We start from the raw sequence: 26,274 nt of genomic DNA on the forward strand, positions 1-26,274 counted from the left end.
GTATATCCACAAAACAATTTAACAATTTAAAGGAGGAATACGTTGTGTCACGAAAGCAAGAACCAGGACGTGAGCAGTGGGCATCACGACTAGGATTTATTTTAGCTGCTATGGGCTCAGCTGTTGGATTAGGTAATATTTGGAGGTTTTCTTATGTAGCCGGAGAAAATGGCGGTGCCGCCTTCATTTTGGTTTACCTAGTAATGATCATTTTAATCGGCTTACCAATTGTTATGTCAGAATTTACAATTGGACGTAAGGCACAAAGCGACGCTGTTGGTGCGTTTGAAAAATTATCTCCTGGTGGAGACCGACTAGCTCCAGGTGAACCTTGGAAAGCAGCTGGTATCATGGGTGTTGCTGCTGCATTTATGATTCTTTCGTTTTATGGCGTTATCGCGGGATGGATTGTTTATTATTTCTTTAATTACTTAACAGGGAACCTTTGGACTGCTCCTGCTGATGGATATGGTGCGTTCTTTGGAGGATTTATCTCTAATCCAGGGCAACCACTTTTCTGGCAATTCTTATTTATGGTTTTAACAATTGGGATCGTTTTTGTTGGTGTGAAAAAAGGTATCGAACGTTCAAACAAAATATTAATGCCATTACTCGGAATTTTACTTATTGTACTTTCTATTTATGGATTAACTCTTGGTGGAGCAAAAGAAGGTTTAGCATTTTTATTCTCTCCTGACTGGTCTGCCTTAACAAACCCTAACATTTATTTAGCCGCATTAGGTCAAGCATTCTTCTCCCTTAGTTTAGGGATGGGGGCGTTAATAACGTACGGTAGCTATTTGTCAAATAAAGAGAAGCTTCCTGGGGCTGCTGCAAGTGTTGCTGGTTTAGATACAACGTTTGCCATTATTGCAGGTATTATGATCTTCCCGGCTGTTTTTGCTTTCGGTATTGAACCTGGTTCAGGACCTGGACTTGTTTTTGTTGTTATGCCTGATGTTTTTGACAGCTTTGCCCTTGGTGGAGTTTTTGGTCTATTATTCTTCTTCTTACTTGCTGCAGCTGCACTAACATCAGCTGTCTCATTATTAGAAGTAGCGGTAGCCTACTTCATGAGAAAATTTGCTTGGTCTCGTAAACAAGCAGCTCTTATTGTTGGCTCATTAATCTTTTTACTAGGTATCCCTTCTTCTCTTAGTCAAGGGGTATTATCAAACATTAGTATTATTGGTGGTCGAGACATCTTAGATTCTATTGACTTTATTGCCTCAAATATTTTCCTACCTCTTGGTGGATTAATTATTGCCCTCTTTATGGGCTGGGGCTGGAAGAAAGCTGATGCATTACGTGATTCCGATTTCGGCAACACAAAAATTGGACATATTTGGCTATTTTTATTACGCTACATCGTACCAGTAGCCATTCTAGCTGTCTTTATTAGTTCAATTAGAGAATTTTAATATAGAAAACGGGCTCAATACTAAAAAGAGGGATGTCTCCTTTTAGTTCCCCTTGAGTCCGTTTTTTCATGTTGCAAAATACGTCATGAAAAAAAGACAGAGTTGGTTTTATTAATCCGACTCTGTCTCTTTTTTTATTCGACATTTACTAACCTTTTTTCCATTTCTTCTTGAATTAATGGAACAAATAACTTCATGCCTTGTTCAATTTTATCTGGTGTAGAATGTGTAAAATTCAACCGTAATGTATTCTTCTTTGGAGGCCCTGCGTAGAACGGTTCACCAGGTACGTATGCAACCCCGCGATCAACCGCATCATTTAGTAGAGAGGTCATATTAAGAGACTTTTCTACTTCTAACCAGAGAAACATTCCACCTTTTGGCTTAACAAAGTGAACTTCAGGTAAGTTGGCTTCTTCAAGACATTGTACCATAACCTCCATCCGGCTTTTGTACACTTTTATTAGATGTTTAATATGTGCATCAAGATCATAATGTGTACATAATTGATATAAAGCTTGTTGGGACAAGGAGTTGGAATGTAAATCATTCGCTTGTTTTGCCTGGGCCATCATACGTACTACTTGATATGGTCCTACAATCCAACCAGTGCGTAAAGCGGGTACTGCTGTCTTCGAAAACGTACTAGTATACATAACATGCGTTCCATCATCTAAAGAAGCCAGTGGCTGATATACTTCATCTTCCGTAAATTGAAGTTCACCATATGGATCATCCTCAAACACTACAACTTTGTACTTATGTACAAGGTTAATTAACTGCTTGCGTCTCTCAAGTGACCAAACACGCCCAGCCGGATTTGAAAAAGTTGGTACTACATAGATACACTTTGGATTATGTTTCTTTAATTTACTCTCTAAATCATCTGGAAGCATCCCGTTATCGTCAGAGTCAACAGCCACAACTTTTGCTTCATACGATTTAAACACTTGAAGTGCAGCTAGATACGTTGGATCTTCCGTTAAAACGACATCTCCAGGACTTAGCATAATTCGCGAAAATAAGTCGATGGCTTGTTGTGATCCAGTAGTAATAAGAACCTCATCCGACGTAAATCCCGTTATCCCTTTTTTACTCATCCGCTCTAATATGACTTCTCGTAAAGGACGATACCCTTCTGTCTCCATATACTGTAACGATTTTTTACCTGTTTGAAAAACCCTTGAAAATGCATCTTCAAGTCCGTCTAATGGAAACAAATCATCATCAGGCAGCCCTCCAGCGAATGAAATGACATTCCCCTTCCCTACAATTTTCAAAATATCTCTAACCGCAGAAGATTGTAAATACCGAACTCGATCTGCAAAGGCATACTTCATTTCTAGCACCTCTATTTTTTTATAAAATTTAGAATATTACATCTATTCTACTCCGATTTATTGATTTGTCAATAAATCTTACTCACTTTACAATAGATCCTATAAATTACTTTTTCCATCACCTATAAGAATATTCTCCACATGACCTGTTTGCCCCTATAAGGATACTATTTAGACGCTTTAGAGACAAGAAAAAAGTAGTGGGACGTAAATATAATAATGATACTTTTAACAATTGTAAGTGTTATACATTTTGAATTAAGCTTAAAATTCATTAAAAATGGACTCATAATAAGCATCAGCTGAAAACACAAACGTGAGTAATTATCACCCACAATCTGTTTCTACTATTGCTAGGCATTATAAGTCCACACAAACCTTGATCTATCCCTTATCCATCATTGCAGCATATTGCGATTTTACAAGGTTATAGTAAGCTCCTGTACTTTGCATTAATTCATCATGGGTGCCTTCTTCTAAAACACTCCCTTGCTCTAACACGATAATTTTATTTGCATCGCGTATCGTAGACAAACGGTGTGCGATCATCACTGCCGTACGATTTGCTAATAATCGTTTTAACCCTTCTTGAATCTTCAGTTCTGTCTCTGTATCAATACTTGCTGTGGCTTCATCCAAAATGAGAATCCGTGGATTCGCAAGTAAAGCACGTGCAAAGGACAACAATTGACGTTCTCCTACCGAAAGGACGTTTCCTTTCTCTTCTACTTCAGTATCATAACCATCTTCTAACTTTATAATAAATTCATGTGCACCAATTGCTTTAGCTGCTTCAATTACTTCTTGATCAGTAGCACCTGGTCTCCCGAAGCGAATATTATCCATAATCGTTCCTGCAAAGATAAACGTATCTTGCAACACATAGCTGACATTAGAACGTAACTCATCTAAACGCAGATCACGCAAATCCACTCCATCAAGGAGAACTCGGCCCTTTGTCGGATCATAAAAGCGACTCATTAAATTCACGATTGTTGATTTCCCTGAACCTGTATGACCAACTAGCGCAATGGTTTGACCAGCTTCAAATGTTAAATTAATGTCTTGAAGAGCCTTTCTTGATTCATCATAAGCAAATTGAACATCTTCAAAAATAATGTCGCCTTTTACCTTTGATATAGAAATTGCGTCTTTCTTTTCTGGTACAGATGGCTTTTCATCAAGGAACTCAAAGATTCGTTCTGACGAAGCCATTCCAACGAGTAATTGATTATAAACTTGCCCTAATCTAGAAATTGGTTCCCAGAACATCCCTAAGTAAAAAGCAAATGATACAAAAATCCCAATGGAAATTGTATTTGATTCGATCAAAGAAGCCCCATACCAAATTAATACGACAGCTCCTACGGCACTGGACATTTCAACAAACGGACGAAAGATTGCATTCATTCGTGTTGCGTGTTTCCAACTTTCATAGTTATCTGTATTAACACCATCAAAGAACTCCATGTTTTCTTTTTCCTGTGCATAGGCTTGTGTAACACGAATTCCTTGAATACTTTCATTGAGATGTGAATTCATTTTTGACTGTCTTACACGTACTGTCTGCCAGGATCTCCGTATCTTCCTTCTAAGTTTCGTGGAAATAAAGAACATGATTGGCAACACGATTAATATTAACATCGCAAGCTCAGGGCTTAATGCAAACAATATGATGATAATCCCTACTAGCATGACGATATCCATCAATAAGTTGACTACACCATTCGTAAATAGATCTTGCATTGAATTTACGTCATTGATTACTCGGACCAGAATTGATCCTCCTGAACGTTGATCGAAGAAGCGGTGTGATAATCTCTGTATGTGATTAAATAGCGCTGTCCGAATATCAAATATCATATGCTGGCCGATTTCATTCATCCATCTAATTCGAAATACATTTGCAATCCATGAAAAAAGATAAAGTCCAAGTACAATTGCAGCAAATGAATAAAGTAAGTTTAAATCGCCTGGTATAATCGCATAATCAATCGCTAATACGCCGATAAAAATAGGAACAGCTACTCTTACTGCTGTAACAATTAACATAGCAATAATGGTTTTCGGTAAAAGCGTCCACGCATAAGGCTTCATATATCCAAAAAGGCGAACCATCTGTGACCAATTGAATGGTTTTTCAATGATTTGTTCTGTCGTATAATGAAATCTTGATCGCTTTGTCGTATCCATGGTTTCCCCCTTAAGCCTGTTGAAGAACGTATTCTTGATCTTGGTTTTGGATATCGTAAATTCTACGGTAAAGTCCACCCGAATTTAGCAGTTCTTTGTGAGTTCCACGCTCACAAATTTCCCCATCTTCAAGAACAAGGATTTCATCGGCATGTTTCACAGATGAAATACGGTGAGCAATAATAAAGGTTGTACGTCCTTCCATCACTTCACGGAAGGCCTTTTGAATCTTCACTTCTGTTTGCATATCTACAGCACTCGTGGCATCATCTAAGATCAAAATCTTCGGATCCATGATGAACGCTCTTGCAATTGCGATCCGCTGCTTCTGTCCCCCCGATAAACCAAGCCCCCGCTCTCCAAGGACCGTCTCATATCCATCTGGTAGTGCAGTGATAAAATCGTGAGCATCGGCACGTTTTGCTGCTTCAATAATTTCCTTCATTGATATATCAGGTCTTCCGTAGGCAAGATTATCGCGAATCGTCGACGAGAATAAAAACGTTTCTTGTAACACAACTCCTATTTGTTCTCTTAGATCACCTAGGGTATACTCATCTATCGATTTACCGTCAATGAAGATTTCTCCTGATGAACGTTCATAAAACCTTGTTATGAGTTGGATAATACTTGATTTCCCTGAACCTGTAGCTCCAACTAGGCCTATGGTTTTCCCTTTGCTCGCTTCAAAAGAGATTCCTTTAAGTGCAGATGCAGACTTTGCTCCATATGTAAGGGAGACTTCATTAAATACAACTTCACCTACAAATTCATTACATTTTGTATTAGGCAATGCCTCATCAATTCTTTCTTCTTCATCAAGAATCTCTAGCAAACGTTCGCCTGATGCTTTTGATTGTGAAAACATGTTGATAATAAAACCTAAATTCATAATTGGACCGATGATATACCAAACCAAACTAAAAAAGGCAACAAGTTCACCAGGCTGTAAACTACCTTGTATTGTTAAATATCCACCAAATACCAAAAGGAAAACCGCCGATAAATTCCCTAAAAACTCCATGAACGGAAAATAGTTACCCCAAATTTTTGAAATATCAAGATGTTTTTGTCGATAGTCTTCATTTGATTTTTCGAAGCGATTTATTTCTTGATCTTCTTGAGACAATGCCTTTACAGTATGCATTCCGCTTACATTCTCTTGTACTTTTGTGTTCAACCTTGCTAAAGACTTTCGAATTCCACGAAATCCAGGATGAACTCGTTTATCAAATTTTCTCACAGTGATTGCCAAAAAAGGAAGTACCGCCAATGTTACAAGAGTAAGCGGGATGGAGTAGTAAAACATCACAGTCATACTAAAACCAACAAGGAAGACAAAATTCACTACTTGCGCGCAACCAAAAGATAGGAAAAACCGAAATGTCTCCACGTCTCCTGTTAATCGTGACATTAAATCTCCCGTTTTTGCATTGTCATAGTAACGAAAAGGAAGAAATTGGAGTTTTCTATACAACGTATTTCGTAATTTGTAGACGGTCGTGATCCCAAAAAGATCACCGAAATATTGATGAATATAAACAGCTCCACCTTTTAACGCCATAACCACAACAATAGCCAAGGCTAAATATGGGATTAATTCATAATTCTCTGCCCGTACAGCATGGTCAATCGTAAACTGTAAAATCACTGGATAAAGAACCGTCATTCCAGTGACAATTAAAAGTGCTAACAGCGACCAAATAAAATAACTTTTGTAAGGCCAATAAAATTGCTTTAACCGTTTAAATGTTTCCATAGTCACTCCCCCGTTTATCAATATTTCCAAAATCTAATATTTAGCTTATCGAATTATTATTGACTATCAATAATACTACTCCTGTCATAAAGAATTCGTCAATATCATTTTTCAATTTTCCGCATTTTCAAAAAATATTCGATTATTTTAACTGAAACAGGTAAGCTCGGGAGAGGAGCTTACCAATGGATTATTAGAGAAGGATTTGCGGTCGCTCATCGCTTCGAGTTAATGAAAAAAGGAAAGGGCGCTTTTTTACTTAATAGTGCGAACATCTTTGCGATGGCTTCTCTCGCCGTGCGCATAAAGGAGAAACCCGCTCCTTTATGCTTAAAACATTACGGCAGTCCTGCTCATCCTCTCGTTCTTTTAATGTGAAAGTACTATTGGCGGTATTTGTGCGAACATGTTTGCGATGGCTACGCTCGCCGTGCGCCTAAAGGAGAAACCCGCTCCTTTATGCTTAAGACATTACGGCGGCTTCGCTCATCGCTTCGAGTTAATGAAAAAAGGAAAGGGCGCCTTTTTTCATTAACTCTACAGATATTTTCTATGGACTTTTTTTCCGTCGTAGACGAAGGCGATTTCTTTTTCGTTTATTATGGTTTCGATATGAACAGGGCGTCCCCATAGTTGGTATAGATATGGGAGTACCTTTTCTAAATAACCAACATCTAATTCTGTTCCTTCATAATTGTGTTTAATATAAAGTTCCCCATTTTTCAAATAATCGCCGTTTGTAACGACTAAGTACGGGAAACCTCCATTTACTCGAGATTGGGCTAATTGATCTCTCACTTGTTCCCATTGTTTATCAATGATTTTGTAATCAGCACCTTGTTTTTGAAATAGGTACATGTCTTCTCGGGTAACGAGGTCCTTCGTTAAATAGTTTCGAATGAAGGAAATATCTGATTCAATTTCTCGTACTTCAAACATCTTCTCTCGTCCACTACCTGGAGTTACACCTTGACGTTCTTGCATATCTTTTGTCGGATTATTATATCTTTCTTCGATATCTTCAAATATTTTCAAGCCTAAATAATATGGGTTAATAGTTGTCTTCGATGGCTGTACAACGCCCGCATTTAATTTAGCAAATTCAATCGTCTCCTCGCTAGTCAAATCCATTTCTCGAAGGATACGTTGATGCCAATATGACGCCCATCCTTCATTCATGATTTTTGTTTCTAGTTGTGGCCAAAAATATAACATTTCCTCTCGCATCATTGTTAGTACATCACGCTGCCATGGTTCTAGTTCTCTACTATACTCCTCAATAAATAACAATATATCTTTTTCAGGACTTGGAGGGAAATGTTTCTTTCTCGGCTTAGGTTTTTCAGTTTTCTTCTTTTCATCAAGAGCCCATAAATCATCATATTCCGATAGTTTCTTCTTCGGCTCTAGCTCTTCCTCGTCCTCCATGCTCCAATTCAGTTTTGGACGTAGAATACTTGGATCAATATGTTCCTGTATAGCTAAAACTGCATCTAGAAAATTCTCCACTTCTTCTTTTCCATGTACATGTTCATAATGAGCAATTCGTTCAGCTGTTGCACTCATACTTTCCACCATGTCTCGGCGAGTATTTGAAAACCTGACATTATTTTTAAAGAAGTCACAATGAGCAAGAACATGGGCAACAATTAATTTATTTTGGATAAGAGAATTGCTGTCTAATAGAAATGCATAACAAGGATCAGAGTTGATTACAAGTTCATAGATTTTGCTAAGTCCCAAATCATATTGCAGTTTCATTTTATGAAATTGCTTACCAAAGGACCAATGACTATACCTAGTTGGCATCCCATAAGCACCGAATGTATAAATAATTTCAGCTGGACAAATCTCATATCTCATTTCGTAATAATCGAGACCAAAACCCTCAGCAATTTCTGTAATTTCAGCAATAGAGTGTTCAAGTTGCTTCCAATTTTCCGACGACATTCGAATCCCTCCTTGAACGTGCTTTCTTTCAATTTATGATGAGTAGATACAAATCATGAGTAGAACTTGCTCTTATTTCTTATATAAACAGCAAAAAGCTACCAAACTTGGTAGCTTTTTGCTGTTTATATAAGCTTGTGAACTAGGCCCATGACGGCTTGTTTTAGTTGTTCCAGCGAATTTTGACTCTCTTCTAATGTTTCTTTATTGACTCCAAAGTAAAATTTAATCTTCGGTTCAGTTCCTGATGGACGAATGCAGAACCAAGAGCCGTCCTCTAAAATATATTTTAATACATTAGATGGTGGCAATTCGATCGTACTCTCTTCACCTGTTATTGCATTCTTTGATTTGCTTGACTTATAGTCTTCAATCGTTACAATCTTGTCTCCATCAAGATCAGTCGGTGGAGTTTCTCGGAAAGAAGTGAGAATTTGATTAATCTGCTCAATTCCCGCTTTTCCTTTTAAAGTCAATGATTCTAGTCCTTCTTGGTAATAACCGTATTTCTCAAAGATTTCAATGAGCCCATCGTACAAGTTCATATCACGTGATTTGTAGTACGCAGCTAACTCTGCAGCTAATAGGCAAGCTTGAACAGCGTCTTTGTCTCTGACAAAGTCGCCAATTAAGTAGCCATAGCTCTCTTCATATCCAAACAAGAAACTATGTTCACCTGATTGTTCATATTGTTTAATTTTCTCACCAATAAATTTGAAACCAGTTAAAGTGTCAACTGTTTTCAAATTATATTCATCTGCAACCGCTCTACCAATTTCAGATGTAACAATTGTTTTTAACACAACGCCATTAGCAGGCAAGATTTGTTGTGCTTGTTTTTGTGACAAGATGTAGTCTAGCATTAAGGCACCTGTTTGATTTCCTGTTAAAACTACATAGTCTCCTTCACGGTTTTTAACCGCTACACCTACACGATCACCATCTGGATCAGTTGCGATTAACACATCGGCATCAAGCTTCTTCCCATGCTCAATTGCTAATTCAAAAGCAGCGTGCTCCTCTGGATTAGGTGACTTCACTGTAGAGAAATTCGGATCAGGCAATTCTTGCTCAGGAACAACTATTACTTGAGAAAAACCACTACTCTCCAGAACACGTCGAACAGGAATATTAGCTGCTCCATGTAGAGGTGTAAAAACGATCTTTACCTTGTCACCAAATTCTTCAATGATCTCTTTTTGAACAATGATTGACTGTAGCTTCTCATTATAAGCGCTATCAATATCATCTGAAATTACTTGAAGTAAACGACTTCCTTTAAGGTCTAATTCATCAGCAACTTCAATTTGAAGTTCGTCTTCAATTTCATTTACATAGCGAACAAGCTCATCTGCAGGCCCTGGTGGTAATTGTCCACCATCTTCACCATACACTTTAAAACCATTGTATTCTGGTGGATTATGACTTGCTGTAATAACAATTCCTGCGTATGCATTTAAATGGCGCACAGCAAAAGAAAGTTCAGGTGTCGGGCGAAGCTCATGAAATAAATACGACTTAATGCCATGCTTCCCTAATGTAAGAGCGGATTCTAAAGCAAACTGTCTAGATTTGTGTCTAGAATCAAATGCAATTGCCACTCCACGTGCTTTTGCTTCCGTACCTGCCTTTTCAATGAAGCGTGCTAGACCTTCAGCTGCTCTACGAATAGTATATGTATTCATTCGATTTGGTCCTGGACCAATTTCGCCTCTCATACCCCCAGTTCCAAACTCTAAATCTTTATAAAAGCAATCTTCAAGCTCTACTTCGTTTTCTTTCTTCTCAATTAGCGCTTCTTTCCATTCTTCTTCTAAAGCTGAAAAATTGGTCCACTTTTGATATTGATCTTTCCAAGTCATTTTCTTCCTCCTAATTCATGCAGTATGTCTTTTATTATAGCATTTCAATTCTACCCTAGGACCTAATTATCCTTTAAAATTCCAAAAATAAAAGTGAAAGATAAAAAAATGAAGTGAAAAAGATGGCACAGAAAAAGGTCAACATCACCTTTTTCTGTGCCATCTGAACATGTGCTTTAATCATTTGTTAAATACTGGAATATTATTCAAACTCCGTTGTAACTCTGATGGAAGAGGTTGTTCTAAATGAAAATGATCTTTTGGGTCTCGGTTTGCTTCTGAGGCAATCGATCCATCGACAGTGAATAATATTTGATTTCTGTAAATATGATCTCCTTTTTCTACTTCAACCATTGCAATCCACGTTCCAGGTACAGAAAACACTATATCCGTTTCATAAAGACCACCTTCTACCCGACTAAATACTTTTTTTATATGATGAACGGTATCTGGTCGGTCGAATACAGCAGTAACGGTGGCATTTTCAATAGCACTTCCAAACTCATCCTCAAGAAAAACATGAAAATCTGTTACTTGTCCTGTCTGAAAAAACTCATCTGCCCCTGTAAATGATAATGTCCAATTCGTTTCAATCTTTTCCGTGTTTGGCAATGTGGCAAGCAAGTAAGAGGAAAGGATTAAAATACATATTAGAATTAGCATTATCATGGGTTTCTTTTCTAATGGTTCCCTCTCTAGTCTCATCAAGCTGACCTCCCTTATGAGTCACACATCAGCCTATCCAAACTAGAGAGGAGGTAAACATAAAAATTATGATTGTTTATAATTTATCGAATATATGTCGTGCCTACGATCACGTAGTTGATTCACACTACCAGCACGTCGATTCCTTCTAAGTATCTCTAAATCAACGTCACCCACCACGACTGTTTCTATATTCGCTAGGCACTCACCGACAATTCCATCACGAGCAAACGTAAAATCAGAAGGACTAAAAATGCCTGATTGTGCATATTGAATATCCATGTTTTCTACATCTGTTAAATTACCAACCGTTCCAGACAGGACCGTGTACACCTGATTTTCAATCGCTCTAGCTTGAGAACAATATCTAACGCGAAGGTACCCTTGGCGATCATCTGTACAAAATGGAGTGAAAATTATATTTGCCCCTTTATCAACGGCGACTCTTGCTAACTCTGGAAATTCAATATCATAACAAATTTGAATCGCAATTTTTCCGCAGTCAGTATCAAATACATTTACATGGTTACCACCAGATATCCCCCAAAATTTCCGCTCATTTGGAGTAATATGAAGTTTGTACTGTTTTTCAATTGTCCCATCTCGTCTAAATAAATAAGCAATATTATAAATTTTCCCTTCTTCTTCAACAAAGTGTGAACCACCAATAATGTTCACATTGTATTTAACAGCAAGCATCGTAAACAGTTCAATATAATCCTCTGTAAACTCCGTTAATCGTCTTATTGCAAGACTTGGGCTTTTCTCAGGTAAGAACGATAACAGTTGCAATGTGAAAATTTCAGGAAATACTGCAAAGTCAGAATGATAGCTAGCAGCAACATCTGTATAGTATTCACATTGAATAGCAAAATCCTCAAAAGAGGAAATTTTCTTCATTGCATACTGAATCGTTGTGATTCGAACAGGGAACGATGTTTTAAATTGTCGTTTTGGAACTGTAGGACGATAATCAATATTATTCCATTCCATTAACGTAGCATACCGAAGTGACGCTCGGTCGTCCTCTAAGTAATTTGGGTTAATACGTTTCATAGTAAAGCCATTCATTACTTGAAACGTAAGAACAGGGTCATAAATGTTATGCATGGTAACTTCTTCAACATATTGCCTTGGTGTCATTTCTTTAGCGTGCTTAAAGTAATTAGGAATACGACCACCAATAATAATGCTTTTTAAGTTTAACTCCCTGGCTAAATCCTTCCTTGCTTCATATAACCTATGACCAATCTTCATTCGTCTGTATTCAGGATGAACCATGACCTCAATTCCATATAAATTATACCCTTCATAATCATGATTTGTTATATATCCACTATCCGTTATTTCATCCCAAGTATGTTGGTCATCGTATTCATCAAAATTAATAATAAGGCTAGAACAAGACCCGATAATTTCTCCGTCATACTCTACACAAAATTGACCTTCCGGAAAAATATCAACATGACTTTGCAAATGTTCGCGCTCCCAAGGCTCCATATTCGGGAAGCACAATTTCGACATTTCAATAATATCATCAAAGTCATCCGGCTCAATATTACGAATAAACATCTTTTTCTCAAATTTAGAAACATCTATTTTTTTAGACATCGAATCCACTCCTTTCTATCCATTCATGAAGTTTACCCTTTTTTCTTTATGATGAACACTCTTTTGCATTTCACTCATAAATTATGAATTCTCACTTACCTAGAAAGAGCACCCTCATTAATTTCCTAGTATTAATCAATCGTCTTATTGAGTTCTTCTTTCTTCTCGTAAAATCGCGCTCCAAATTTCAATTAAAAAATTTAATTTGATTGGAATGTTAAGCGCTCCCACTCGCATACACTGAAAACAACATGTGGTCATGCCACTACAATAAAGGATACCTCTATTGAAATAACTAGTATCCCCACAAAATGGTTCTTTTACGTTTAAAATTAATTCAGACTGGGGCGGTAAAAATGAATAGAAGTAAAGAATGTGTTGCAATGCTACTAGCAGGTGGTGAAGGGAAACGGCTTGGAAATCTAACAAAAAAACTAGCCAAGCCTGCTGTCTATTTTGGAGGTAAATATCGAATTATTGATTTCCCATTAAGTAATTGCATTAACTCAGGTATTGAAACCGTTGGCGTACTAACTCAGTATGAGCCACTCGCGCTAAATAATCACCTTGGAATTGGAACACCTTGGGATTTAGATAGACGTAATGGAGGGTTAACTTCACTTCCTCCTTTTGTTGAAAAACGAGGGGGATCATGGTATTTAGGGACAGCAGATGCCATCTATCAAAATCGCTACTTCATTGAGCAGTATGATCCTGAATACGTTTTAATTTTATCTGGTGACCACATATACAAGATGGATTACAGCCTAATGCTTGAATACCATAAGGAGCGTGGAGCTGATGCATCTATCTCTGTTATAGAAGTTCCATGGGAAGAAGCTAGTCGTTTCGGTATTATGAACGCAACTGATAATGGAGATATTATCGAGTTTGAAGAAAAGCCTTCAAACCCTAAAAGCAATTTGGCATCTATGGGGATTTACATTTTCAACTGGTCAATTTTAAAATCCTATTTAAATATGGATGCACAATCCAAGGAGTCTAGTCACGACTTTGGAAAAGATATAATCCCAGCTATGCTTAAAGATAATCGAAAGCTCTTTGCTTATCCGTTTTCAGGGTACTGGAAAGATGTCGGAACAGTTCAAAGTTTTTGGGAAGCCAATATGGATTTATTGAATAAACAACCTTCTCTAAAACTTAATGAATACAACTGGCGCATCTACTCCGTTCACGAATGTCAATCACCGCAATATATTTCACCTCAAGCTCATGTCACAGACTCTCTAGTTAATGAAGGATGTGTCATTTACGGAGAGGTTTCCAAGTCTATTTTATTTCATCAAGTTGGTGTTGGCTGCCATAGTCACCTAGACCAATGTGTCGTCATGCCAAATGTAAAAATCGGTCAAAATGTCAAGTTAAAGAAAGTGATCTTAGCCGAAGGAGTAATGATTCCTGATTATACAGAAATAGAATCACCCGATAATGAAATCATCGTAATAGATAAAGAAACCCCTATTCAAAACTTCGCAACAATCCCTAGATAAAATATACTTGAGAGGACGAAATGTATGGAAAAACTTATCGGCGTTATTCAATTAGATGGTGAATTAGATTTATTAAAAGAACTTACGTATTTCCGGTGCGGAGCTGCCGTTCCATTCGGTAGTAGGTATCGAATGATTGATTTTGTCCTTTCTAATATGGTTAATTCTCAAATTCAAGATATTGCCGTTTTCACAAGGCAAAAATATCGATCACTCATGGATCACTTAGGCACAGGAAAGCCGTGGGATTTAGACCGAAAAAGAGGGGGATTATTCATTCTTCCTCCTGATTGGAATGACCCTACCGATTTCTCCAGAGGAGACTTGCAGCATTTTCACAACAATAGAGACTTCTTTAACCGGGGATTAGGAGAATATGTTCTTATTACTGGTAGTCACCACATATGCAATATTGACTATAGGAAAGTATTTCAACATCACCTTAATACTGGAGCAGATGTAACCACAATCTATCAGCCTGTCACCCATTTACAAAGTGAGCACTTAACCGAAAAGAAACTAGAGTTAGATGAGTTTGGAAACGTATTAAACATTACGACTGATGCAAACAATCCAAATTTATTTATGGATATGTATATTATTAAAAAGTCTCTATTGTTAGAGCTAGTAGATTTCTGTATTGCTAGAAAGAAAGAAAATTTACTACTTGATGGAATTATTGCCAATTTAAATCGTCTTACTGTGCGTTCTTATGAATACAATGGATACCTAGCAGTCATTAATTCAATAGAAAGCTACTATAAACACAGTATGTCTTTATTAGACATAGACGTTTATGCTCAATTGTTTTTAAATAGAAAGCCAATTTACACGAAACCTAAAGATGAACCACCAACTAAGTATGCAAAAAGCGCTATCGCTAAGGGTTCATTAATAGCAAATGGTTGTGTGATTGAAGGTACAGTTGAAAATAGCATCTTATTCCGCGGCGTTCACATACATAAAGACGCTGTCGTCCGAAATTCAATTATTATGCAACGTTGCGAAATACAAGCAGGAACCTTGTTACAGAATGTCGTACTAGATAAAGACATCATTATTTCACCTGACCGCACTTTTATTGGTGCACCAGAGAACCCATACATCGTTGCTAAGAGAAAAGTATTGTAATCCCTAAAATAATAGTTCGAAAGGAGTTAAACTGATGAATATTGTAATGGCGGCATCCGAATGTGCACCTTTCTTTAAGACCGGAGGGTTAGCAGATGTCATAGCTTCTCTTCCTAAGGCACTTGCAAATAAAAAGCATGATCTAACGGTGATCTTACCTAAATACCGATCCATGCCATCAGAAATACAAAGCCAACTACAATTTGAATCATCTTTTGATGTTTGGGTAAAGTGGAGAAAACAATATTGTGGGTTGCTTTCTTATAAACAAGAAGGCGTAACGTATTATTTTATTGATAACGAATACTATTTCAACAGAGCTCATCTATATGGGGAGCCAGATGATGCCGAACGGTTCGCCTTTTTTACTCATGCTTTTTTTGAAACTCTTAATCATATAAGTCTAGTTCCAGACATTATCCATTGCCATGATTGGCAAACCGGACTGATCCCTCTCTATATCAAGGCTGGAGTCTATCAACAGCCTATTAAAACTGTCTTTACTATTCATAATTTAAAATACCAAGGTGTTTTCCCCCTCTCAATCTTTGAGGAATTATTGCATTTAGACCTTGTTCATTTGGGTGGGCTTGAACTTAATGGAACGATTAACTTTATGAAAGGTGCACTAGTTCATGCAGATTGGGTTACAACAGTTAGTCCATCTTACGCAAAAGAGATATTAGATCCTTATTACGGCGAAGGCTTAGAAAAGTATTTAGCTGAAAGAATATCGAGTATTACAGGAATTGTTAATGGGATAGATGAAGAGATTTATAATCCTCAATCTGATCTTAATGTTTCAGTACCTTACTCTAAGAATTACGCAGGAAAAAAAGAGAATAAAAGAATAATGCAACAAGAGTTAGATCTAATCATCTCAAACGATATACCTATGTTTGTTTTAATTAGTCGTTTAGTAGAAGAAAAAGGTCTTCCACTTCTCACCCACATTCTTGACGAGTTGTTGAGTACCGAAACCGTTCAAGTGGTCATTATGGGAACAGGAGAAGCCCGTTTTGAAGAAGCCTTTCATTCTATTTCAGACAGATTTCCTAATTCATGTCGATTCATAAATGTCTTTCATGAAGGGCTCGCTCACAGACTTTACGCAGCCTCTGATTTCTTTCTTATGCCATCAAGATTTGAACCTTGTGGTTTAGGGCAATTAATAGCCCTTCGATATGAAAGTATTCCGATTGTTCGAGAAACAGGAGGGTTAAAAGATACAATAAAACCGTATAATGAATTTAATGGAGAAGGAAATGGCTTTTCGTTCACGAATTATAATGCCTATGACTTTTTAAACACCATCCGTTATGCCATCCATTTGTACTATCAACCTACACACTGGAACCGACTCCTAAAGAACGTCTACAAATCCAAATTAAATTGGGAACATTCTGCATCTAGCTATTTGAAAGTGTATAATATGCTAACGATGCAGGTGAATGAGGAGGAAAAACATGACAATGAACGTCGACAATCTAAGTCAGTTACTGAAAGAGAAGCTCACCTCATCATTCGGTAAAAGCCTCGAGGAAGCTACGACAAAAGATGTGTTTCAATCCATTTGTCTGATAATGAAAGATTCCATACACCCTAATTGGCAAATGACGCAGCAAACATATGATGAGAACGAGTCTAAACAAGTTTATTATTTTTCAATGGAATTTCTCCTAGGGAGAATGATTGAGACCAATTTACTTAATATGGGACTACTAGATGTCTACAAAGAAACATTAACCTCCCTTGGTTTCAATCCAGAGGAAGTTTTTAGAGAAGAACATGATGCAGGGCTTGGAAATGGAGGACTTGGGCGTCTAGCAGCATGCTTTTTAGATTCCCTTGCCTCTCTTCAACTACCTGGATATGGAATGGGCATTCGTTATAAATACGGTTTATTCCAACAAAAGGTTGTAAATGGCTACCAGGTAGAGCTACCAGACTACTGGTTAGAAGATGAGTACATGTGGGAAACAAAGCGAAATGATAAAGCAATTGAAGTTCGCTTTGGTGGGACTGTTGAGACTACAACGATTAATGGTGAGCTCCATTTTCAACATCATGATTATGAGCGTGTTCTCGCAATCCCATATGATGTACCAATCGTAGGTTACGACAATAATACAGTAAATACACTTCGGTTATGGAGCGCTGAATCAACTACGAATCACTTCCACTTTCATTCAAGCCGCGGCCATGATTACTATCACTACCTTGATTATAAACGTTCCATTGAGAAAATTTCAGAATTTCTTTATCCCGATGATTCCTATTATGAAGGGAAAATATTGCGCCTAAAACAACAATATTTTCTTGTATCTGCAGGTTTACAAAGTATCCTCCAAAGGTACAAAAAACGAAATAAACCACTAAATGAACTTTCTAAACATGTCGTTATCCAGATAAACGATACCCATCCAAGCCTTGTAGTCCCAGAGTTAATGCGCCTTTTGCTTGATGATGAGAGACTAGGTTGGGATGAAGCTTGGGCGATAACTCAAGAGACGGTTGCTTACACGAATCACACGACTTTAAGTGAAGCTTTAGAGAAATGGCCAGAAGATATGATTGAAACGTTGTTTCCAAGACTGTACCAAATCATCTATGAAATAAATGAACGCTTCTGCAAAATGCTTTGGTTTGACTACCCTGAATTACGCGAAAAGATACCAGAAATGGCCATATTAGCTTATGGACAGATTCATATGGCTCATCTAGCAATGGTAGGAAGCTTTAGTATTAATGGTGTTGCAAAGTTACATACGAGCATATTAAAGGATCGTGTAATGAAGCCGTTTCATATTGTTTATCCTGACCGATTTAATAATAAGACAAATGGAATCACTCATAGACGGTGGCTTCTAAATGCCAATCCAGGTCTTGCTCATGTCATTTCCGAAGCGATTGGCACTGATTGGATAAGGAAACCGGAACAGCTTGTTTCTCTGCTCCCTTATGCTACGGATCCAGCTTTTCAAGATTCAGTTTCTCGCGTAAAACATGAGAACAAAAAGAAGTTAGCTACGTATATTAAACAACATTACAATCTCACAATTGATGATCATGCAATTGTTGATGTTCATATTAAACGTCTACACGGATATAAACGTCAGTTGCTAAATCTGTTTCATATCATTCATCTTTATAATACTTGTTTAGAGAACCCTGATATCAAAATGACTCCACGTATATTTATTTTCGGAGCAAAAGCAGCACCTGGTTACACATTTGCTAAACAAGTAATTAAGCTCATTAATGCTGTTGCAGAAAAGATTAACCACCATCCAACTATTAGCAAACACCTAAAAGTTCTGTTTTTAGAAAATTATCAAGTGACATTAGCTGAACAAATCATTCCGGCTGCAGATGTCAGTGAACAAATCTCTACAGCTAGTAAAGAAGCGTCCGGTACTGGGAATATGAAACTCATGATGAACGGTGCATTAACAATTGGCACTCAAGATGGGGCAAATGTAGAGATTGGTGAGTATGTAGGAAGTGACAATATTTTTACTTTCGGTATAACTTCAGAAGAAGTTTTTAATTACCAAATGCGTGGAGACTATCGTGCTAGGGATTATTATAATAATGATAGAAGATTACGAAATGTAATGGATCTTCTTGTTAATCAGCATTTTTCAGGGGATGATGTTGATTTCAAAGATATTTTCTATTCACTTCTTTATAATAATGACGAGTATTTTGTCCTGCGAGACTTTGATAGTTATCTCTCTACTCAGAACCGTGTTGACCATACGTACCAAAACCAAAGAGATTGGTTACAAAAAAGTATTGTTAATATTGGGCACTCTGGTGCTTTTTCAAGTGATCGAACAATTAGACAATACGCTGAAGAAATTTGGAATATTCAACCTACCTCAGTTCCAACACATCCAATTTTATAAAAAGATGAGGGCTATCCCAATAGGTCAAGCAAGAACAGACCTTTGGGATAACCCTTCTTTCAGACTATTTGTTAGGTTGATTAAAGTAACAGCTTCGTATGTCTACTGCCTTTTTAGGGTGATCTGTAATAATTGCTTCACAACCGAGCTGAATAAACCGTTTTATTTGATAATCATCATTAACTGTATAAGGTCTTAAACGAATTCCTCTCTTAATAAGATCTTCAATTTCTGCATTTAACAAACTTTTATAATAAAAATGATACCCTTGCGTTTGAACATTCCTTAAATACGTTACAGGTTCATGAAGTGCTGCTAAAACAATAATTGCTGTTTCAAGCATAGGCGCCTGCTCTTTACATAACGCAATCACTTTGTGATCAAAAGATGATATAATAACTTGCTCTTCTAGTCCATGTTTTTTTATTAACGGAAAAATAATAGACGCTGCCTTATTTCTATCATTGATTTGGCTTTTTAGTTCAATATTTAATACGATAGAATGATCCTTTGACCATATTAAGACTTCTTCAAGTGTTGGAACTTGTTCGTCTTTAAATGTTTGGCTAAACCATGCACCAGCGCTCAATTTTTTTATTTCTTCTAATGTGTAGCTTTGTACGAATCCAGAACCTGATGTCGTCCTATCTAATGTTTCATCATGAATAATAACAGGGATTTCATCTAAGGTTAACTGAACATCAAGCTCAATTCCATCAGCATTTGCGTTAACCGCAGCCATAAAGGCCGCCATTGTATTTTCAGGATTCTGACTAGAGAAACCTCGATGCGCGAAAACTTTTGTCTGATTCACTTTATCTCCTCTCGTACTTTAGATTTGAAAAAGATTATTTTTTTAAGGAGCCACCGAAAAAGTACCTTTTTCTTCTTTCCCCCAAAACATTCTCCCAATATCATTAGATTGTAAAGGACCTACTCCTTCAGGTGTCCCTGTAAAAATAAGATCACCTTCTGCTAATCCAAACCAATCCGCACATTCATCAATAATCTCTTGAAAATCAAACATCATATCTTGAATATTACCTTTTTGAACCATTTTCCCATTCACCTCGAAAGCAAAGTCTGTGTTAACACACTCCTGTTGGTCAAACTCCCAGAAACCAGTAATGATAGCCGAATTCTTAAATCCCTTGGCCCGAAGCCAAGGCTGTCCCTTTTTTTTCAATTCAGACTGAACATCTCTTAACGTTAAATCTAGCCCCAAAGCCATTTCGCTAACCACATCATTCACTTTGTCTCCTTTTTGAACAGACTTATTAATTTTTAAGACAATTTCTAACTCATGATGTATTTCTCCTCGTCCCTTTGGAAGGACAATGGATTGACCTTTTGTGATGATTAACGAATGACTAGGCTTTGAGAATAAAAGTGGTTGATCCGGAATCGCATTCCCTAATTCTTTGGCATGATTTGCGTAATTGCGACCAATGCAATAAATATTCATCGCTATCATCCTTTCATTATGACAGTAAATTTCCTCTAACATTTGGTACTTATCATATGATTTTATTGTACTGAAACAATGTAAAGAATGATAGCGTTACCGATTATCTAGTAGACCTATTCATTTAACAAATTACGCATAAAAGTGTTCCAATAAGTTACTAACCTATTGGAACACTTTTACTTCATACTAAATTCCAGCTGAACGTTGAAGTCGTTTGGCAATCTCCAAGAAGTCCTCATGTGAAATACCTGGAGCAAATTCCTCTGGGATTTCTGGGTAATCTGGGATCGGTGCACCTTGTGGAGCGCCTCGAATGACTTCTACTGGCTTTCCATCCTCAGGGTGGGTTCCTTTCCAAATCTTGTCGATATCTTGGTAGTCCGTATCACTAAATGTATACAACTTGCGATGAATTCCCTGATCTTCATACTTTCTAGCATAATCAAAAGCTTTGTTTGATAAATTCGGGATTGGTACCATTTTCGTCATGTCGACACCCGTTGCAATTTCAAGCGCTTTTGCATATGCAATAACATGGACACCACCCCGTACGAGGAGGTAGCCAATCATTTCACGGGCAACTGGATTCTCCGTCATTTCGTATACTCGCATCTTATGTGTTCTCGCGCCGCACTCCAAGAAAAAATTATGCAATAAATCTAAAATCAGATTTCCACTGTTAAAAACGTGGTCTCCTCTCCAAGGAGCCCCCATTGAATCCATTGGACGTGACGTTTGAGCAGTATCAATAAAGTGGTACGTATTACGCTTATCTTTTGCATTTTGCATTGGTTGCATATCAGGATCTGCTGTAAAGGTTGTGCCCTCAATCATGTTGTTAATTGTATGAGATACCAGTTCGACGTGGCCAAATTCCTCAGCCGTAATACTTGCAACTAGATCATAGAACGGTTTCAGTTTCCTCTTGCTACGAAAATTAAAAGATTGATACATATAGTTATTTAATGTCGACATTTCCCCGAACTTACCACCAAGTAATTCTTGTACTGCCGCAGCAGCATTGGCATCCGGATGCTCCGGCTTAGGCAAGTCAATTAATAGCTTATCTAAACGTTTGATCACAAGCCGTCCCTCCAATTGAACAAAATGAGATTCACTATGTTCATATGAAGGATGACGGATGTCCTATTCCATAAATTATTTTACAAAGGGGACGAAAATAACTGAAGTTTTCCAATTCGTTCCATTGCTTCCTGGAGTACCTCCTCTTCACTTAATAAACCGATTCGCACGTACCCCTCACCATGCTTTCCAAAGCCAACTCCTGGAGCGACCACAACTCTAGCTTTTTCTAACACAAGATCAGCAAATGTTTCAGAATTATATCCTTCGGGAACAGGAAACCATGCAAAGAAAGAACCTTTAGGTGCCTCAACGTTCCATCCAATCTTTTGAGCTGCATCAACAAGTGCCTTTCTCCGTTTTTCATACATTGTGACTAATTTTATGACACTTGATTGATCCGACTTCAAGGCAAAAGCCGCTGCTTCTTGAATGCCTCCAAATAAACTGCAGTAATAATGCTCTTGAATTAATTCAATTGCTTTAATAATGCTTGGATTCCCTACAACAAATCCGACGCGCCAGCCAGCCATATTGTAAGTTTTTGATAAGGTTAGCATTTCTACACCAACATTCTTTGCTCCTGGTATTTGAAGAAAGCTGATTGGTTTCTTTCCATCAAAGCCAATTGCACCATAGGCAAAATCATGAACAATGCATACATCATGCTTATCTCCCAATTGTATAGCGTCTTCAAATAACGCAGAGGTCGCAACTGCACCTGTTGGATTATTCGGATAATTTAAGAACATTAACTTAGCATCATTTAAAGTTGCATCATTTATTTCTGAAAAGTTCGGATGGAAATTATGTTCATGTTTAAGTGGCATTTCATGCATCTTAGCACCCGCTAATGCAATTCCCGACCAATAATCGGGGTATCCTGGATCAGGAACTAGAACAGTGTCTCCAGCATTAAGTAAGCATTGGCTGATCTCTACTAGACCTGTTTTCGTTCCAGCAAGGACCGCAACTTCGGTTTTTGGATCAACATCAACGTCATATTCTCTCTTGTAATAGTCTGCTACTGCCTCTTTTAAAAATGGATATCCAGCAAATGGCGGATACTTATGATAAGAAGGATTATTTGCTGCTTTTGATAATTGATCAACGATTGGCTTAGGTGTTGGTTGATCAGGATTACCCTGCCCTAAATTTATGACATCATCATGTTGTTCTTTTACTTTCACTACTTTATTTACAAGCTTTGCAAAAAACTGCTCTGGCAATCGTTGCAAGGCATCTGAGTGCGGAAATTCTTTCAACGTTCGTCACCTCTCTACATCAAACAAGTAGCCCCTTCATGCTGCTTAAAGAACGGCTCACTGTTAAAATTGAAACATCAATTAATAATTTCAAAGCTTAGTGTTTACAAAAAAGCTTATTAAGCAAATTTTATCTTTTTAGAAAACCTTGCTTTTTTAAAAAGTCACCAACCTGTGGCCTTTTGGGAGTTGATAGAAAATTCGCCATTTGTTCCGACCATGTATCTAAACGCTTTCCTTTCGTTCTTTCATAATAATACTTCTTCATAACCTCGTCATACTTGTGAATGGCTCCAACTAAATGGTCTTTATCATACTCTTCTAAATGAACTACTGCTTTTTGAGGCAATCGGGGCTTCTGCTCAGGGTTCTGTTCCGGATAACCGATACAAAGGCCCATCACTGGGAATGTATACGATGGTAAATTAAGCAACTCTGACACAGCTTGCTGATCATTTCTAATCCCTCCAATCATCACGCCACCAAGTTCAAGGGACCTTGCTGCTAAAAGCATATTTTGAGCAACTAGTGCGGCATCCACAGCTCCTACGAGTACTTGTTCTTGTTCTCCTACTTCAAAAGCTTGTTGATGGATGTCACTTGCCTGTTTTAACCGATAGAAATCAGCACAAATGACAAAAAATACAGGGCATGTCTCAACATAAGATTGGTTACCACACAAAGTGGCTAACTTCTTTTTCTTTTCCAAATCTTGTACAACGATGACACTGTATGCCTGGACATGATGAGAAGTTGGAGCCCAACGTCCAGACTCAATAATCTGCTCAACTTGTTCACTTGATAGATGGTTATCTGAAAACTTACGAATGGAACGATGACTTTGAATTAAATCAACAACGGAATTATTTTGCAACATACTTCACTCCTTTATATTCACTTTCTACTATTAGTAGTTTATATCATGTGGTATGTTCTTAAAAGAAATCTTACTTAAAGATCATACATTCGCCTTGTTCATTTGACTGATTTCAATTTACAATTAAAGGAAATAAAAAAGGAGATATCCATGAATAAAGACTCTAGACCTTTACAAGAAGGTGAACGCATTATTACATTAGATATGATGAGAGGCTTAGCACTCTTAGGCATTCTCATAGCCAATAGTCTACACTTTCAATATGGCTTGTTCGTCATTCCTGATATCCATCAGCTTTATCCACTTGGAATTGTCGATCGAATAACAGAAGGATTTATCATTGTCTTTGCACAAGCTAGCTTTTATACTCTTTTCTCTTTTCTATTTGGGTATGGTATGGCCTATTTAAAAGAACGGCTTGAACAAAGAAGTTTACGATTTGGAGTCGTTTACTTCAGACGCACATTCATATTGTTAATCGTTGGTTATTTACATGGATTGTTCATATGGGATGGAGATATCCTCTTTGTTTACGCACTTACTGCCTTAATCCTATTTTTCTTTTTAAAACTAAAAGAAAGAGGTCTATTAATCTGGTCCTTCCTCCTATTATTTCTTATGGCCATATCAATTGCTACACCTGAGGAAGACTCATTAACAAGTCTAGATGACCAACTCTTAAACTATTCAATAGAAGAAAAAGAAATATTAATGTCGGGTAGTTACTTAGAAGTAGTTAACTTTCGCTTACATGCCGATCCACTTGGTTTAGGAATGTTAGGGGATATCATCATCAGTGCGACAGCAATGGTTAGTGTTCTCGGAATGTTTTTACTAGGGGCATTTGTTTGTAGAAAGAAATGGCTGTTAGACGTTTCATCACACCGCCCTCTTTTCTTACGGATCTGGTGGATTACGCTATTGATTGGATTCCCAAGTAAAATTGCCTATTTATTCATTGATAACTATGCCTTTGAAATGCTGCATACAACCGTTGGAGGGCCTCTTGTTGCTATGTTCTATGCTTCAAGTATTGCACTACTCGCTGCAAATGAACGTGGTCGAAAATTTCTACAGCCTCTCACGTATGTGGGGAGATTATCATTAACTAATTATTTATTACAGTCAATTATTTTTACCACTTTATTTTACGGCTATGGGCTCGGTTTATATTCTAATATTGGTATCTTTATAGGCACGTTGTTTGTATTTCTATTCTTCACGTTGCAATTACTAGTTAGTAAGTGGTGGCTTCGCAACTTTTATATCGGTCCAGTTGAGTGGTTTTGGAGATGGGGAACCTATCTTTATATTCCAAAGCTTCAACGTAGAAAGGAATAAAGGAGACAGATTCAAGTGTTCATAGGATATTCTCCTACATTATTAGTACGGTTTAACCCAAAAAGGCAGCAACAATGTTCTCCACTGTTGCTGCCTAACCACATTTATTCAGTTAGTGCTGCGTCTACTTCAGCATTCATTCCTTCTACTGCAGTTAACCCACCAGTAGTGATATACCAATAAACTGGGTTTAAGTAAATAATATTGTCATTTTGATACGCTTGAGTACCTTTAATTAGATCGTTTTCTACTGTTTGTTAAATAAAGTTCCTGCAGTTTCATATTCATTGGTTTCAAAAAAAACACCTCTATTCTCATTTAGAGAAAAGAAGTGTTTTTTATTCAGATAAGTTTTGGTCAATTTTCATTAAAACTTTTAAGAAGATTTCCATCTCCTCTTTTTCAATTCCATTTGAAATTTGGTCAACTGTATTTTGAGCTTGTTCAATCATACTCATTTGCATTTTCTTTCCTGTTGCTGTTAAAAAAATTAAGTTCGTACGTTTATCGACAGGATGCGGGATCCTTGTAACTAGATCTCTTTTTTCCATATTGTTAATCAGCCTTGAGATACTTGGTGAATCTTTCTTCGTCATTTCTGCTAAATTGTTTTGAGTTAACCCGTCTTCCTCCCACAACCTGATCATTATCGCCCATTGTTCATGTGTTACAGGTAAGTTATTTTGCTTGAAGTTTTTATTTAGACGATTCGTAATAAGACGAGCTGTGTTCGTGATTTTATAACCTATTGAATCTGCTAAAATGTATTTGCTTTTCCCCATACTTTTTTACCCCTAGTTATCATGTCATATGAAAATCGTACAGGAATCGTTTAAATTAAGCAAG

20 protein-coding genes are annotated in these 26,274 nt (G+C 37.3%); 7 read left to right on the forward strand and 13 right to left on the reverse strand.

What is annotated here, in order from left to right; genetic code table 11:
- The first annotated feature begins 44 nt into the window (after window positions 1-44).
- Window positions 45-1,421, forward strand: a complete 1,377-nt coding sequence (locus AC1FXP_RS14030; protein WP_480062387.1) for a sodium-dependent transporter — start codon at window positions 45-47, stop codon at window positions 1,419-1,421.
- A 134-nt stretch (window positions 1,422-1,555) separates the two neighbouring features.
- Here AC1FXP_RS14030 and AC1FXP_RS14035 read toward each other — a convergent pair whose 3' ends face one another.
- The 7 genes from AC1FXP_RS14035 to AC1FXP_RS14065 form a co-directional block, all read right to left on the reverse strand.
- The gene (locus AC1FXP_RS14035) at window positions 1,556-2,761 is read right to left on the reverse strand and encodes an aminotransferase-like domain-containing protein (RefSeq protein ID WP_480062389.1); all 1,206 of its coding nucleotides are present in this window, start codon (window positions 2,759-2,761) and stop codon (window positions 1,556-1,558) included.
- Between the two features lie 384 nt (window positions 2,762-3,145).
- Entirely contained in the window at window positions 3,146-4,954 is a 1,809-nt protein-coding gene (locus AC1FXP_RS14040) for an ABC transporter ATP-binding protein (RefSeq protein ID WP_480062391.1), read from the reverse strand.
- 10 nt (window positions 4,955-4,964) lie between these two features.
- Window positions 4,965-6,713 (reverse strand): ABC transporter ATP-binding protein, encoded by a 1,749-nt coding sequence (locus tag AC1FXP_RS14045; protein WP_480062393.1) that lies wholly within the window; start codon window positions 6,711-6,713, stop codon window positions 4,965-4,967.
- Window positions 6,714-7,250: 537 nt separating this feature from the next.
- Entirely contained in the window at window positions 7,251-8,663 is a 1,413-nt protein-coding gene (locus AC1FXP_RS14050) for a SpoVR family protein (protein WP_480062395.1), read from the reverse strand.
- Window positions 8,664-8,788: 125 nt separating this feature from the next.
- On the reverse strand, window positions 8,789-10,525 hold the full coding sequence (locus AC1FXP_RS14055; protein WP_480062397.1) for a phospho-sugar mutase: 1,737 nt from the start codon (window positions 10,523-10,525) through the stop codon (window positions 8,789-8,791).
- Between the two features lie 180 nt (window positions 10,526-10,705).
- Complete coding sequence (locus AC1FXP_RS14060) at window positions 10,706-11,230, reverse strand: FixH family protein (RefSeq protein ID WP_480062399.1); 525 nt, start codon at window positions 11,228-11,230, stop codon at window positions 10,706-10,708.
- Between the two features lie 66 nt (window positions 11,231-11,296).
- A complete protein-coding gene (locus tag AC1FXP_RS14065; protein WP_480062401.1) occupies window positions 11,297-12,841 on the reverse strand; it encodes a GNAT family N-acetyltransferase in 1,545 nt (514 codons plus the stop codon).
- A gap of 356 nt (window positions 12,842-13,197) precedes the next feature.
- Between AC1FXP_RS14065 and AC1FXP_RS14070 the strand changes: the two genes are divergently transcribed.
- The 4 genes from AC1FXP_RS14070 to AC1FXP_RS14085 are packed head-to-tail and all read left to right on the forward strand — an operon-like array spanning window position 13,198 to window position 19,394.
- The gene (locus AC1FXP_RS14070) at window positions 13,198-14,352 is read left to right on the forward strand and encodes a glucose-1-phosphate adenylyltransferase (protein WP_480062402.1); all 1,155 of its coding nucleotides are present in this window, start codon (window positions 13,198-13,200) and stop codon (window positions 14,350-14,352) included.
- A gap of 24 nt (window positions 14,353-14,376) precedes the next feature.
- Window positions 14,377-15,483 (forward strand): glucose-1-phosphate adenylyltransferase subunit GlgD, encoded by a 1,107-nt coding sequence (gene glgD, locus AC1FXP_RS14075; protein WP_480062403.1) that lies wholly within the window; start codon window positions 14,377-14,379, stop codon window positions 15,481-15,483.
- 34 nt (window positions 15,484-15,517) lie between these two features.
- Window positions 15,518-17,014: a glycogen synthase GlgA gene (gene glgA / locus AC1FXP_RS14080; protein ID WP_480062404.1), complete on the forward strand. Its 1,497-nt coding sequence runs from the start codon at window positions 15,518-15,520 to the stop codon at window positions 17,012-17,014.
- Window positions 16,950-19,394 carry a glycogen/starch/alpha-glucan phosphorylase gene (locus AC1FXP_RS14085; protein WP_480062406.1) on the forward strand — a complete coding sequence of 815 codons (2,445 nt, stop codon included), beginning with the start codon at window positions 16,950-16,952 and terminating at the stop codon, window positions 19,392-19,394. The genes glgA and AC1FXP_RS14085 overlap by 65 nt, the downstream gene beginning before the upstream one ends.
- Window positions 19,395-19,458: 64 nt before the next feature.
- Here AC1FXP_RS14085 and AC1FXP_RS14090 read toward each other — a convergent pair whose 3' ends face one another.
- From AC1FXP_RS14090 to nfsA, 5 genes are all read right to left on the reverse strand, one after another.
- Window positions 19,459-20,208, reverse strand: a complete 750-nt coding sequence (locus tag AC1FXP_RS14090) for a glycerophosphodiester phosphodiesterase (RefSeq protein WP_480062408.1) — start codon at window positions 20,206-20,208, stop codon at window positions 19,459-19,461.
- 42 nt (window positions 20,209-20,250) lie between these two features.
- Window positions 20,251-20,859, reverse strand: coding sequence for a fumarylacetoacetate hydrolase family protein (locus AC1FXP_RS14095; RefSeq protein ID WP_480062410.1), 609 nt, complete (start codon window positions 20,857-20,859; stop codon window positions 20,251-20,253).
- Between the two features lie 189 nt (window positions 20,860-21,048).
- Window positions 21,049-21,945 carry a manganese catalase family protein gene (locus AC1FXP_RS14100; protein ID WP_480062412.1) on the reverse strand — a complete coding sequence of 299 codons (897 nt, stop codon included), beginning with the start codon at window positions 21,943-21,945 and terminating at the stop codon, window positions 21,049-21,051.
- A gap of 80 nt (window positions 21,946-22,025) precedes the next feature.
- Window positions 22,026-23,210 carry an aminotransferase class I/II-fold pyridoxal phosphate-dependent enzyme gene (locus AC1FXP_RS14105; protein ID WP_480062414.1) on the reverse strand — a complete coding sequence of 395 codons (1,185 nt, stop codon included), beginning with the start codon at window positions 23,208-23,210 and terminating at the stop codon, window positions 22,026-22,028.
- Window positions 23,211-23,340: 130 nt separating this feature from the next.
- Window positions 23,341-24,087 (reverse strand): oxygen-insensitive NADPH nitroreductase, encoded by a 747-nt coding sequence (gene nfsA / locus AC1FXP_RS14110; protein WP_480062416.1) that lies wholly within the window; start codon window positions 24,085-24,087, stop codon window positions 23,341-23,343.
- 150 nt (window positions 24,088-24,237) lie between these two features.
- Here nfsA and AC1FXP_RS14115 point away from each other — a divergent pair, with 150 nt between their 5' ends.
- A complete protein-coding gene (locus tag AC1FXP_RS14115; RefSeq protein WP_480062418.1) occupies window positions 24,238-25,428 on the forward strand; it encodes a DUF418 domain-containing protein in 1,191 nt (396 codons plus the stop codon).
- Window positions 25,429-25,443: 15 nt separating this feature from the next.
- Window positions 25,444-25,611, forward strand: coding sequence for a hypothetical protein (locus AC1FXP_RS14120; RefSeq protein WP_480062420.1), 168 nt, complete (start codon window positions 25,444-25,446; stop codon window positions 25,609-25,611).
- Window positions 25,612-25,766: 155 nt separating this feature from the next.
- On the opposite strand, the gene AC1FXP_RS14125 is transcribed toward AC1FXP_RS14120, so the two are convergent.
- The gene (locus tag AC1FXP_RS14125; RefSeq protein WP_480062422.1) at window positions 25,767-26,210 is read right to left on the reverse strand and encodes a MarR family winged helix-turn-helix transcriptional regulator; all 444 of its coding nucleotides are present in this window, start codon (window positions 26,208-26,210) and stop codon (window positions 25,767-25,769) included.
- Between the last annotated feature and the right edge of the window lie 64 nt (window positions 26,211-26,274).

The sequence above is a fragment of the Halalkalibacter sp. HAAS-P013 genome, from assembly GCF_056619925.1.